7 protein-coding genes and 4 pseudogenes are annotated in these 13135 nt (G+C 39.5%); all 11 read left to right on the plus strand.

The genetic code is table 11. From position 1 onward, the window contains the following. Positions 1-552 precede the first annotated feature (552 nt). The 11 genes and pseudogenes from IQ276_RS36905 to IQ276_RS36955 all read left to right on the plus strand — a co-directional run bounded on the left by IQ276_RS36905 (position 553) and on the right by IQ276_RS36955 (position 13133). A complete protein-coding gene (locus IQ276_RS36905) occupies positions 553-2778 on the plus strand; it encodes a hypothetical protein (RefSeq protein ID WP_193917719.1) in 2226 nt (741 codons plus the stop codon). A 27-nt stretch (positions 2779-2805) separates the two neighbouring features. Next, positions 2806-3555, plus strand: a complete 750-nt coding sequence (locus tag IQ276_RS36910; protein WP_193917717.1) for a hypothetical protein — start codon at positions 2806-2808, stop codon at positions 3553-3555. A gap of 57 nt (positions 3556-3612) precedes the next feature. Continuing rightward, positions 3613-3954, plus strand: a complete 342-nt coding sequence (locus IQ276_RS36915) for a recombinase family protein (RefSeq protein WP_193917715.1) — start codon at positions 3613-3615, stop codon at positions 3952-3954. Next, complete coding sequence (locus IQ276_RS36920) at positions 3849-4352, plus strand: hypothetical protein (RefSeq protein WP_193917713.1); 504 nt, start codon at positions 3849-3851, stop codon at positions 4350-4352. Before IQ276_RS36915 ends, IQ276_RS36920 begins: the two co-directional genes overlap by 106 nt. Then, positions 4291-5106 (plus strand): annotated as a pseudogene (locus IQ276_RS36925) (group II intron reverse transcriptase); the annotation flags it as partial. The gene IQ276_RS36920 and the pseudogene IQ276_RS36925, both read left to right, overlap by 62 nt. Before the next feature lie 438 nt (positions 5107-5544). Next, positions 5545-5895: pseudogene (locus tag IQ276_RS36930) on the plus strand (cupredoxin domain-containing protein); the annotation flags it as partial. A 105-nt stretch (positions 5896-6000) separates the two neighbouring features. Continuing rightward, positions 6001-6276: pseudogene (locus tag IQ276_RS36935) on the plus strand (cupredoxin domain-containing protein); the annotation flags it as partial. A 579-nt stretch (positions 6277-6855) separates the two neighbouring features. Then, positions 6856-7098: pseudogene (locus tag IQ276_RS36940) on the plus strand (IS1634 family transposase); the annotation flags it as partial. Between the two features lie 495 nt (positions 7099-7593). Beyond that, positions 7594-8607, plus strand: coding sequence for an IS701 family transposase (locus tag IQ276_RS36945; RefSeq protein WP_193926053.1), 1014 nt, complete (start codon positions 7594-7596; stop codon positions 8605-8607). Positions 8608-8741: 134 nt separating this feature from the next. Then, positions 8742-8942: a hypothetical protein gene (locus IQ276_RS36950; protein ID WP_190900622.1), complete on the plus strand. Its 201-nt coding sequence runs from the start codon at positions 8742-8744 to the stop codon at positions 8940-8942. A 261-nt stretch (positions 8943-9203) separates the two neighbouring features. Beyond that, positions 9204-13133, plus strand: coding sequence for an AMP-binding protein (locus IQ276_RS36955; protein WP_193920795.1), 3930 nt, complete (start codon positions 9204-9206; stop codon positions 13131-13133). Positions 13134-13135: the final 2 nt, after the last annotated feature.

Here is a 13135-nt window from a genome sequence, read left to right on the forward strand (position 1 = left end):
CAGTTAATCTAGCAGAGAATTTATCCCACAATTTAACATTACTTACTAGATTAGCATCTCAATACTGATTACAGTACGAGTTCACTGTTTTGAGTGCTGAACTCGTATCAAGATATTTGACTGTTTTTTGTTTTTAAACTCAATGGTGGAGTATGAGTAATTTCATCTTCACCAGTTGTACTAACAAGAGCCAATGTGACGTGACACCTGTAGGTGTTACTAGCTTTGCATTGTTATCCCAAAACTAAGAATGTCGATTTAGTGAGAACTTCGCTAGAACTGCCTCATTTAAATAATTACCAAAAAAAAAGTTGGGTAGTCGCATTGTTGTTGGTGAAGCGTGTTGGACTAAATCTTAGCCTAAGCCTACGTATGTCTAAGCCTAAACAAGTATAAACCTTTGTTTGCTTTCAACCACGAGACGATTACCAGTCGCCTCCAACAAGCGGATAACCAACCGCTTAAGTCAAAATAAAATTTCAAATTTAGGCTAACACATTTTGACCAACAGCGAGACTACCTGATGCACAAAAATCATCAGGACAGTCACTCATGTACCAAGAAAATTTCGGGGCAGATTTTGATAACAAGCCCCAATTAAGCCTTTCACAGCCTTCAAAAAAGAAAATCAAACCCCACCTGCCCGCCGAATCCGTGGGTAAACGCTACGTAGAGCGCTTTTGGCATCCATTTGGGGCGATAATTGCCCCTTCTTTAGTAGAAGGTGCAAAACCAGCATGGCGCACCATTGACTATTACCTCCAACCCTCCCAACTGTGGAAACTGCACCAAGACGAGTCAAAACTAGTAGGTCTGCGCTTTGACAACACAACACGTTACGCCACAATCGATTTAGACCTAGAAGGCGACTACCATAACATTGAATCCATAAATCGGATCAAAGCGGTGCTAGAGGACATCGGCATAGTCGATATCATTATCCTCCAGTCCAGCTTTAGTGGTGGCTATCACCTAATCCTAACCTTTGCTTCCTCCCTGCCCACCTTTCCCCTAGCCTGCGCCCTAGAGATTACCTTGAGAAATGCAGGCTTTATACTGCGTCTTGGACACCTAGAAATCTTCCCCAACACCAAACCATATAGTGCCAAACAAATAACCAACTACAAAGCCATCCGTTGCCCCATGCAACCGGGTAGCGGGTCATTTTTACTTAATGACGACCTGCAAGCAATTAGTGACTCAGTTTCTATCTTCCTCGACCATTGCGATCGCGCCGCAAGTCGGCAAGATTTAACCAAACTCAAACGGGTAGCGAACAAAGCCAAAAAACAAATTTCACGGGAGAGATATCGTAAGCAAGAATCTGCTGACGTTGCCCAGTGGCGTGCCAACTGGGAAGAAATCATCACCACAGGCTGGACAGGAAAAGGACAAACAAACACCCTCTTACAAATCTTTGTAGGCTACGGAATCGTCTTTTTAGACTTAGAGAGTGATAAATTAGTCGAATTTTGCCTTACTACCGCAATGAACGCCCCCGGCTACAGCCAATATTGCCGACACCAACACGAAATCGAAGCTAGGGTGCGACATTGGGTAGAATCCACAATTCGCAACAAATGGTACAGCGCCTACATTAGTTATCCCGAAAGGCTGTTGGGTACATTCGCCAACACCTTTGCAGAAGCCATAGCAGGCATTAGCAGCATCCATAAACCCAAAGATAACGTAATCCCATTTGACCGTCGTAAGCAACAGAACTGGGAACGCAGCCAACAAGCCCAACAACGCATTCAGATAGTGGTAAGGGCAATAGAGTGGGATAGAGGGTTGCCAGTAGGGGCTACTGAACGAGGGAAAGCGATACGTGCTGAGTACAAGTGTCGCTTTCACAAAACTATCTCACAAGAGACACTACAAAAACATTTGCATTTGTGGCATCCTACACGCTACATCTTAGATCCGTGGGCAGAAAATAGCTCAAACCCTTATCAATCAAGCAATGACGGGCAATTTAATAGCTTTCAAAACTCATTTGCAAAACAGAGTGCTGAAAACCCTTATCAAATCGAGAATTACGGTCATTATTTTTATATGAAGGTTTTTTGTAACTGCTTACCGCCTGCTGCCGATGCCCCTACAGGGCAGCAGGCGGTAGCAATCTTTGAAGAAGTTGCTGTGTCTGAAGGGGAATTGTTTGTACCACAGGTACAAGATGAATCTGAGGAAATTAATACTAATTTCAAAGAATTGAATTTATTACAACCAGAAGATTTGTCTTTAACTTCAGGTGCCAATAATTCTGATAATTCATCAGTTTCTTCAAATATTATACAATTAGCTGAAAACGTTAATCAAAGTACTTCAGATAAGGATTTTAAATACCTTTCTAACCCCAGCGCGGCTGAAAATTACAATAACAAAAACTTATTGATCAATTCTGCCAGTATTCCGTTTACTGCATCTACACCTGCAATTGTGCCGTCTGAAACCTCACAAAAAGCCGAAGTTAGCGAGCAAAGTACACCTTCAGGCGACTCAGCAGCCGCTCTCGCTTTGGCAGAACTGAAGAAACTGACTAAGTTGCGACTCCAAGCAGCATCCCACGCCAAACGTGTAGCTAGAGAGTATTGCCTAATTGCGCGACGCTTGATAGGAGGCAGGGAACGCGAAAGACTGGAGCAGAGTGCCAAAATGCAATTCTATCTCGATTCAGGTAACAAAACCCTAATTGCAGAAGCCAACGAGTGGGCAGCTGCTAATCCTGGGTACCTACCGTTTTCGTTGGAGTTAGCGTTTCAAGAAGGTGAGACGTGATGGCTGAATTTCACAGGTGAGAGTGATTTGGATGCCTATACGGTATTGAGCCGAGATACAAGTAAAAAGCAGCAAGATGGTCTGAAAAGCCTTGCTGTATATAAGTTGGAGCGTTTTTGTAGCGAAAGTAGGATTTTGCCTGAAGATACTTGCAGTCTCAAGGTCAATAATTGCTTTTCGCCTACCAAAGAGAATTATAAATACTCTGTGGTAGGATGCTCTCAATTTGGCTACAAACCTTTCTATACAAGAGTTGTAGACAATGAAAGGCAAAAGATGGTCAAAGTCCTTGCTGTAAAACCTGTAAATAAAATTAATAAATACTCCTGTTTTTGTATTGATAATGACACAGAATCTATTCACCGAGAAAAGGATTTAGTTACAAAATCAAAACTAGTTAGTAGTTTAGGCGATCGCAAATTTGTCCACCAGTCAGGGTTGCAATTTGATATTGACACAAATTCTAAATCTTTGGTTGATGATACTGTCACAGAATCAAAATCTAGTTTAGGAGAATCCTTATCCCAGCTACAGAAACAGCAAGATTTATCGGCTGAAGTTGAAAATGATACAGAATCAAAGCTTGCTAATTTTGATATTGTCACAGAATCAAATTTGCTAGAGATTAGTCAGGCTACTCCCGACTTTTTTCCTGATCTAGCCCTTGCACTAAAAAACGCAAAAACTATCCTGACAGCAAAAAAGTCAGCCCGAGAATCAATTGCCCGATTACTGTCAAAACTTTACTCATCTCAGGTAAAAGCAGATGATCTTTAACTCTTGTTCAGTCGCTAGGGTAGAACACAAAAATTTACTTAATTTGAGGTCTAATTTATGACCACTAACCAAATACAGGCTGCTATCTACGCTCGGGTTTCTACAGAACAGCAAACAGAAACTCAGACAGTCGCTAGTCAATTAGCTGCCCTTCGCTTGAGGGTAGCAGCAGATGGGTTAAAACTATGTGAAGAACTGACCTTTATCGATGCAGGGTATAGTGGAGCAACGCTGGTACGTCCGGCATTAGAACGTTTGAGGGACTTGGCTTTTGCTAATGGAAACGTCTTTATATGGAATATCAACGCCGAGGGCAGGAACCGACTTCAGCTGTTCAGGAAAATATTAAGACAAAAGAATCTCAAATTGCCAAGCTACGCCGGGGTATTGCACGGCTGATTGATAGCTATGCTGAGGGTCTTATTGAAAAAAACGAATTTGAGCCAAGGATTCATAAAATCAAAGAACGAGTTGCAATTTTAGAAGCTCAGGTGAAAAATCTTAATGATGAGGCAACCCTAAACCGGGAACTAAGACTGATTATTGGTCGGTTGGAGGAGTTTTCCTCTAAAGTCATCAACAACCTTGACTCAATAGAATGGAATAGCCAACGAGAAATTATTCGCTTGTTAGTAAAGCGAGTTGAGGTGGATACTGAACAGGTAAATGTGGTTTTTCGGGTCGGGGAAGTTTCTGATGTCCCAAAGTCTGAATCAGAAAGTTTGCAAGATTGTAGGAGGGGTATGCAGCCCAGTACTTGCCAACGTTGCCCTACATGGAATAGAAGCCATACATAAATCTGTGAGATACGCAGATGACATGGTTTTTATTTTTAAAAAAGGTGACAACCAAGCAAAAGTTCTTGATGAAATTATAGAATTTTTGCGTATTAGAGGTCTAAATATTAAGACAGCAAAGACCCGATTTGTGTCCGCGACTCACGGATTTAATTTTCTAGGTTGGAATTTCATTGTCCAGCAAAACGGAAAGTTTAGATGTACGCCCTCAGAGGAGAACTATTTAACATTCCGTAAGAAAGTTAAAGCCATAGTCAACAACTCGAATTATGGTGCTTTAGTTAAAGCTGAAAAACTTTCATCCATAATTAGGGGATGGAGAAACTACCACCGTTACTGTAAGATGGATGGTTCAAGATTCTCATTGTGGTTTACCCGTTTGAGAACATGGAATGTCTTTAATAAAGAACCCAAACTTAACCGCCATCAAACGGATGCTTTAATAGATAAAGCATTCCCAGCAGTACCATATTCAGAAAACAAACACATCATGGTTAAGGGGAATGCCTCCCCATTTAATGGTGACATTGTTTACTGGAGTAAAAGAGAATCCAAACACTACGATGGGATAACAGCCAAAGTTTTAATCAAACAAGACCATAAGTGTGGGTATTGCGGTCTTCGGTTCATAGACGGTGAAGATATACATCTCCATCACATTGATGACAACCACAATAATTGGAAATCCCAAAATATGATGGCAGTACATCAATCCTGTCACCAATATATCCACATGAGCAAAAGGGATACTTAAGATTGTCGGGAGCCGGATACACGGAAACGGGTATGTCCGGTTCTAAATGGGAGGGGCGGGAGATAATACTCCCCCTCGACCTAACTCAATACCAAGATGTTTAAAATTTTCAAATGTCCTCACTTCTGGAAACAAATCTCTATAGGCATCGCAGTACTGATCTACCACGGTGATCGTGGAGGTAGCTGTTCTTGAACCCAATTAAATACCCTTGCTAAGTTAAACTCTTAGTAATTAATTATACTCTCATGAGAGTAATAAAAGAGCGTTAATACGTAAACTTGCCAAATCTGCGTCACAAAAGGCAACATACCCACAATTAACATTCTGAATATGTGGGTAACAACCATGATTTTCTTACGGTCGAGGCGGTCTGCGATCGCACTGCTCACTTTCATCATTTGGTTTAATTTTACAGGCAACGTTACTTTAGCGCTGATTACAACAGCCGGTCTGGGGTTAATCGGACTAGAAATCTGGTGGTTTCTCCTAAGTAAACCAAAGTCCCAAAAAGCCGAAGCACATGATGGTATTCAATAAGTTGGCATTACTGTAGATGGAGGCTATGAACCTAGTCAAATTCTAGTCAATGTCGGTCAAAGAGTCCGCCTTAATTTCCTACGCCGTGACCCTAGTAGTTGTCTTGAAGAAATACGCCTACCTGATTTCCATATCGCCAAAAACCTACCACTCAACGAAGTCACATCCATTGAGTTCACATCTGACAAACCAGGTACTTATACTTTCAACTGTGGTATGAATATGTTCCGAGGAGTGATAGAATTTCAACCTCCTGACTCGACTGCAAAAGCAACCCCAGTAACTACTACTCAACAGAGCCAAGCAGAGCTTTCTTTGCCTACAAAGTCAGCAACAAAAGCAGCGAAAACACCAGAAGGTACTCAAGAAGCGACTGTTACGGTTGAAAAGGGTTACAAACCGGAACGAGTAATTGTAGAGGTAGGACAACCAGTAAGATTGGACTTCCAACGTCACAATTTGAGCAAGTGCTTTGATAAGTTGCTCATGCCGGACTTTGACTTAGCGATTAACCTTGTTCCTAACCAAACCACTTCAGTAGAGTTTACTCCTAAGTACCCTGGTGAATATCAGTTCACCTGCGGTATGAAAATGTATCGTGGTGTTGTGGAAGTAAAGCCTGCCACATAATCCAATAGCAAATAATTAGCAAGATGATCCTGTTCTCACTTGACTCTCCAGCTAACTGGAAAGTTTAAGATAAAGTAAATACATTTATATGGCATAAGAACAGCTGGTCAAACCTGTGAGGGTCGTTGCAATACTCTAAACCTTCTCTGGGTAACATCTGGGCAATCTAAGTCTGGTGAATTCTTTGGAATGCAATAAATCTGGGTAAGCAGAGTCGCAGCTATTCTGTTGCTGTCCTTGAGTTGGCACTAAAGTTGCCCGTTGAGCAGTTTTGTGCCGGAAGTCCCAAGGCATTCCAGAAAGCAGCAGTAGAAATACTGCAACAATGGTAGCTTTGTTCGTTATTTTATGTAATTTTACTGTTTAAATAGTATTATAAAAAACTTAACATTTTATATTAGTTCGTAAGCTAGATCAGTTCTACAAGTTTAAGATACTTCCCGTAATACGTAAATAAAAAGTGTAATTCCGTAGCTACTTTGCTTCATTACCTCTAACTTGCATACTCCGATAGTTATGTATAGTTGAACACTAGTATTAATTTTTATGAGAGAAGCTATTCCAAAAGAAAAGACATATTTAGTTTACAGCTTAGGGCAGAGGATGCTACGCCAAGCTCTAGAACAGGATAAACAAACCATCAGCAATCAGTTGGGCAAGCCGACTGCCACTCCTACTCTCCGTTGGGTATTTCAATGTTTCATATCGATTCATCTATTAACGATCTCTGACGTTAAACAGATTGCTAATCTTACCGATGAACGACGTTGGATTCTCCAGTTTCTCGGTGCTCCTTGCCGAAAATATTATCTATTGACCTGATAGACCTGTGGAATGTAGGTTGAAGCTGAAAATTTTTTGAGTATTTTTCTGGAATTAGAAGAAGCGAATTTGAAGTTAACTCATGAACTTTTTGTACTGACTTTGAGTTGTTTTATGTAGGAGTGGCAGTAAGGATAAGTAAAAGGGGCTTAATACAGGGCAAACACATCTAAAGTATAAGAATCCTTTAATAGCAAGGGTTTGGGTCTTTGATGATTCAGGCGATTTTTTCATCAATATCCTTGTCCAGCAAGGGTTTGAGAAATCGCGTGCGTTTGCCCTGGGGCTTAATAGCCGTATTAAATATAAATATCTCTGAAAGTTTTGCATCATTAATCAGGACTTACGCAACTGGCACAATGCGATCGCTAACAAATAGTACTAAAGTACTATAAAAATGCAGATGAAATGAACTAGAGTACAAATGTAAATTGTTCCTTTTCACACCAAATTTTTGGGCTGCTGCTCAGGCTACTGTAACGAATACTTTTGAATATGAAGTTTACTAAATTAGATTATTGCCAGTATCTACTTAGTAGCCAAATTAATTATACCATTACCAATTTGGCAGAGCATTTAGAGAGTATTAGCCATGATACAATTAACTATTATTTGAAAAGAGAAAAATTAACACCTCGTTTACTATGGGATAACGTGAAAGAGGTAGTTGAGCCTGATGACAATGGTTACATAATATTTGATGATAGCATTTTAGATAAAAGGTATTCTGAAGAAATAGAAATAGTCAGAAGACAATATAGTGGTAATGAGCATGGTGTCCTTAAAGGCATTGGCGTAGTTAGCTGCGTGTATGTCAACCCTACACTTCAAAGATTTTGGGTCATAGATTATCGAATTTTTAATCCTGATGTCGATGGCAAAACCAAGATAGACCATGTGAAAGACATGCTCCAAAGCCTTGTGTATCATAAGCTTTTACCATTTGATACTGTTTTGATGGATACATGGTATGCGGTACACAGTTTAATGCTATATATTGATAGCTTAGACAAAATTTATTATTGCCCTTTAAAAGACAATCGGTTAGTTGATGATACATTTGGTCAAGCAAAATATAAACGTATTGAATTATTAGAATGGAGTCAAGAAGAATTAGATTGTGGTAAGATAATCAAAATTAAAGGGTTCCCAGCTAATAAAAAAGTGAAACTATTCCGGGTTACTGTTTCTACCAACAGAACGGATTATGTCGCAACTAACGATTTATCTCAAAGTTCCACGGATGTTGTACAAGAGGTGTGTAAAATTCGTTGGAAAATCGAGGAGTTTCACAGAGAAATTAAACAATTAACTGGGATTGAATTTTGCCAATGTCGGAAAGCTAGGCTTCAAAGAAATCATATCGCTTGTGCAATGTTAGTTTGGGTTAGGTTAAAGAATTTAGCCTATACAACTGGTCAAACTATTTATCAAATCAAGCATAACTTGCTTTCTAATTATTTAATTCAGCAACTGAAACGCCCAAGTATTCTTATGTGCTTGGTTTGATTTAAATTGTCGCCTGTCAGGGCTGCGCCCTGCCCGCTATTTGTGCCAGTTGCGTAAGTCCTGATTAATGATAAATAGTTCCGACCTCTTCTACTCTTGTTATTTCAAATTTAAGGAGGTAAATAAATTCTCAAATGGAGCCAAAACAGTCCGTTTATTCATTTGATCAACAATTAAAGCTTTGCCAGCTTCAAACTGAAGTAGATTATCTATTGCAGCAAATGCTGGAAATAAAGCAAAATCTATGCTTATTAGATCAGAATCCTGCCTTGCAGAGCAATCATGGTAGAGAACAAATAAAATCAAAGATTTGCAAAAATAATAGTTTTTCCTAATTGTTACTATGTGCGATGTCAAGAGCGAAGCATTAGAAATACTAACCAGAATATGGAATGTAAAGATTCCGTGACGAAGAAGCAGCTTGTGCATAAAATTGAAAATCAAATCAGATGAATATAAAAAGAAGCATTACCATTCTTTTATTTGCGTGTATAAAGGTATAACCTCTTTTACGAAGAAAAAACTTTAACCGCAATTATTGGTGGTAAAAATTTATACTAAAATTACTGTGATCTTTAAGGAGTGTATTGTTAAAAATGCTAATTTCTAGTAAAAATAATCTAAATCAAATTGCTAACTTAGTAGATTTACTTCGTTATAGACAAGAGAATCAAGCAAATGAAATTGCCTTTACCTTTCTTTCCAATGGAGAAACAGAACAAGTCAACCTTACCTATCAAGAGTTAGATATAAAAGCGCGATCCATTGCAACAATGCTGCAAAGCCAGGAAGCAATCGGTGAAAGGGCACTTTTACTTTATCAACCAGGGCTAGAATTTATTACTGCTTTTTTTGGATGTTTATATGCAGGAGTAATAGCAGTTCCAGCATATCCTCCCAGACGTAACCATCATAACCATAGATTACAAGCAATTGTGGCTGATGCCCAAGCAACTATTGTCCTGACAACAAAATCAGTTTTCAGCGATATAGAAAAAACTTTAAAAAAAGAACTGCCTGGCACAAAATTAAATTGTATAACTACTGATGATATTAATATTAGCCTGGCTAATGATTGGCAGTCGCCACAATTAGACAGAGATACTTTAGCTTTTATCCAGTACACTTCTGGGTCTACAGGAATGCCAAAAGGAGTGATGGTTTCTCATGGCAATCTACTGCATAATTTAAGTTTAATACATAAATGTTTTGAGCATGAACCCAAGAGTCAGGGTGTTATCTGGCTACCGCCTTATCACGATATGGGATTAATAGGTGGAGTACTACAGCCAATCTATGGAGGTTTTCCAGTCACACTTATGCCACCAGTGGCTTTTCTTCAGAAGCCTATACGTTGGTTGCAAGCAATTTCTGACTCTAAAGCAACCACTAGTGGCGGCCCAAATTTTGCTTATGAACTGTGTGTACAAAAGATTAAACCCGAACAAATAGCAGGACTTGACTTGAACAGTTGGAAAGTTGCGTTTACTGGTGCAGAACCCATTCGTGTTAAAACACTGGAACGTTTTGCTAAGACTTTTGCTGATTGTGGTTTCCGCATGGAGGCATTCTATCCTTGTTACGGCATGGCTGAAACAACTTTATTTGTCAGTGGTGGTCTAACGAGTGAAAGCCCTATTGTTCGCTTGGTTGATGGAACGGAATTGTCACAAAACCGAGTTGTGGATGCTGTTGAGGACTCAGCAAATGCCCAAGCAATTACAAGTTGTGGCTGTAATTGGTTAGATCAAAAAATAGTAATTGCTCACCCCGAAACAAAGACTACCTGTGCAGACGGAGAAGTTGGAGAAATCTGGGTATCTGGAGAAAGTGTTGCTCTTGGGTATTGGAGAAAACCAGAACAAACTCAACAGACTTTTCACGCCTATTTGATGGATGCAGGTGAAGGCCCATTTCTTCGCACTGGTGACTTAGGATTTTTGCAAGATGGAGAACTGTACGTTACTGGACGCATTAAAGATGTAATTATTATTCGAGGACGTAACTACTATCCTCAAGATATTGAACTGACTGTAGAGAATTCTCATCCAGCTTTACACAGTAGTTGTTGTGCAGCTTTTTCAATAGAGGTTAAAGAGCAAGAGCAACTAGTTATAGCAGTAGAAGTAGAACGGGCTTATCTGCGGAATTTGGATGTAGATGGAATCGCCAGCAGTATCCGTAAAGCCGTATCAGAACAACATGAACTGCAAGTTTATGCAGTAGCGTTCCTTAAACCTAGCAGTATACCTAAAACATCTAGTGGAAAGATTCAGCGTCACGCCTGTCGCAGTGGGTTTTTAGAAGATTCTTTAAATACTGTAGGTTTATGGAAATCTGAAGTAATAAAGTCTGTAAAATTGCAAACCAAAATTCAGCCAGCAGAATCTAAACCTATCCACACTTCATCAACATCTATCAAAAACTCAAGTCATAATTCAGTCAATGTAGAAGATAAAAGTAAATCCCGTGCTAACGATTTAATCGGGTGGCTCCGCAGTTATGCAAATGAGAGAATTAATTCTCGCTTGATTGATGAACGTCGTTGTATTCCACCTTACATTGTCTTAGACTTTGGCAATCATGGACTCCTTGGTATGCAAGTGCCAGAGCAATATGGTGGAATGGCTCTTAATTATCAAGATACTCTTCGTGTAATCGAACAGCTAGCGGCTATAGACTTAACCCTTGCTTCTTTTGTGGGCGTTCACCATGTCTTAGGAACTCGCCCAATTATAAATTGGGCTAGCAAGACTGTGCAAGAAGAACTTTTACCTTTGATTGCTCAAGGTCGTGAGTTAGCTGGTTTTGCAATTACAGAACCTGGTGCAGGCTCGAATCCAAGGGCCATTGCAACAACTGCTATACCGGATAATAAGGGTGGTTGGAGAATAAATGGGCAAAAGTCATGGATTGGACATGGCTCATGGGCTGGAACTATTAACGTCTTTGTGCAATTGCTAGATGCAAACCATCAACTAATGGGCATGAGCGGTTTTGTTGTGCGTCAGGGTACGAAGGGTATACGTCAAGGCCCCGAAGCACTCACAATGGGTATGCGAGGTATGGTTCAAAATACTATTTACTTTGAAGATGTTCCAGTTACTCCAGAGTATCTACTGGGAGAAGCAGGACATGGGATGAAGGTAGCTCAAGATGCCATGATGTTTGGTAGGTTGGGTTTGGGTGTAATGAGTCTTGGCGGTATGAAACGCTGCGCTCAGTTGATGCTTCGTTATAGTGAGCGTCGTTTTATTTCCACAGGTCGTTTACTTGATAACCCAACTACATTAGTTCGTTTGAGCGACCTTACATCTGCCATTACAGCCTTAGAAACGTTAATCTTTACAATTGCTAAGTTGTTGGATTTGGGATATTCTGTTCCAGAAGAAGCTTATACAGCTTGTAAAACATCAGGCCCAGAATTTTTTTGGCAGGCATCTGATCATTTAGTTCAGTTGTTAGGGGGCCGTGGCTATATAGAAACAAATATTGCCCCTCAAATCCTTCGTGATGCGAGATTATTACGAATTTTTGAAGGCCCAACAGAAACTCTCAATAGCTTTTTAGGTTCTCGTATAATTAATAAAAGTCAAGAATTACAAAAATTCTTATGTGAGGGGTTAGGAACACCTGAAATTGCTCAACGATTGAAAATAGCAGCAGAGCAGATTAATGACCATTTAACTAATCATCGAAATTCTTTTTCTGAGCATCACACCGCAGTTCATTGGGCATATATTCGTACAGGTGAACTAACTACCTTCGCTATTCTACTAGCTGCGGTTCAAGGAGCATCTAAAGTTCATGTTTCTGAGAATTTAATTCGTGCTAAAAATTGGGCAGAATTTCAGTTTGAACAAAAATTCCAAAGTATTATTTCTGGAATTGCTGGAGAAGTAGTTGTATCTGATACTAATGCTTTAACTACTCAGATATCTGATTATGTGACGAGCATAGGTGATATAGAACAAACTTTGGCAGGAGAAGATAATGAACTCGATGAATTATTGCGACGTAATCTACCCAACAATAAATCTGAAATTGAGTCTAGGATTAGTTTAGAATTTACTGAAAATCAAGAGTCAATACAATCAGTAGAAAATAACCAGGCTCAATTTATAGAAGTCAATGATGACCACAGTACTGAGTCTATACAAACTTGGATTGAAAATTGGCTGGCTCAAAAATTAAAAATAGATGTTATGTCAATTGTTCCTACTGCTTCTTTTTCAGATTATGGCATGGACTCAGTAATGGCAGTTGAAGCAGCACAAGACTTATCAGAATGGCTACAACATTCTTTAGAACCAACAATCCTTTGGAATTACCCTACAATTGCATCTCTAGCTCAATACTTAGCCAAGGAAGTTAAGGTAAAAACAGCAGACACTCCAAAAGCCACTGAATTGCAAATAAAAGTAGAACAAAATACTTCATCGCCATTATTTAACTCTTTAGAAAATGAAATTGAGCAATCAATTGCTCAAGAATTAGAATTACTAGAAAACTTGTTGAAAGGCTAAGA

Source organism: Desmonostoc muscorum LEGE 12446 (genome assembly GCF_015207005.2).
Taxonomy (GTDB): Bacteria; Cyanobacteriota; Cyanobacteriia; order Cyanobacteriales; family Nostocaceae; genus Nostoc; species Nostoc muscorum.

Coding starts and splice junctions, on each gene's coding strand:
- IQ276_RS36905 (WP_193917719.1), top strand. CDS start 553: ATGTACCAAGAAAATTTCGGGGCAGATTTTGATAACAAGCCCCAATTA.
- IQ276_RS36915 (WP_193917715.1), top strand. CDS start 3,613: ATGACCACTAACCAAATACAGGCTGCTATCTACGCTCGGGTTTCTACA.
- IQ276_RS36920 (WP_193917713.1), top strand. CDS start 3,849: ATGGAATATCAACGCCGAGGGCAGGAACCGACTTCAGCTGTTCAGGAA.
- IQ276_RS36945 (WP_193926053.1), top strand. CDS start 7,594: ATGAAGTTTACTAAATTAGATTATTGCCAGTATCTACTTAGTAGCCAA.
- IQ276_RS36950 (WP_190900622.1), top strand. CDS start 8,742: ATGGAGCCAAAACAGTCCGTTTATTCATTTGATCAACAATTAAAGCTT.
- IQ276_RS36955 (WP_193920795.1), top strand. CDS start 9,204: ATGCTAATTTCTAGTAAAAATAATCTAAATCAAATTGCTAACTTAGTA.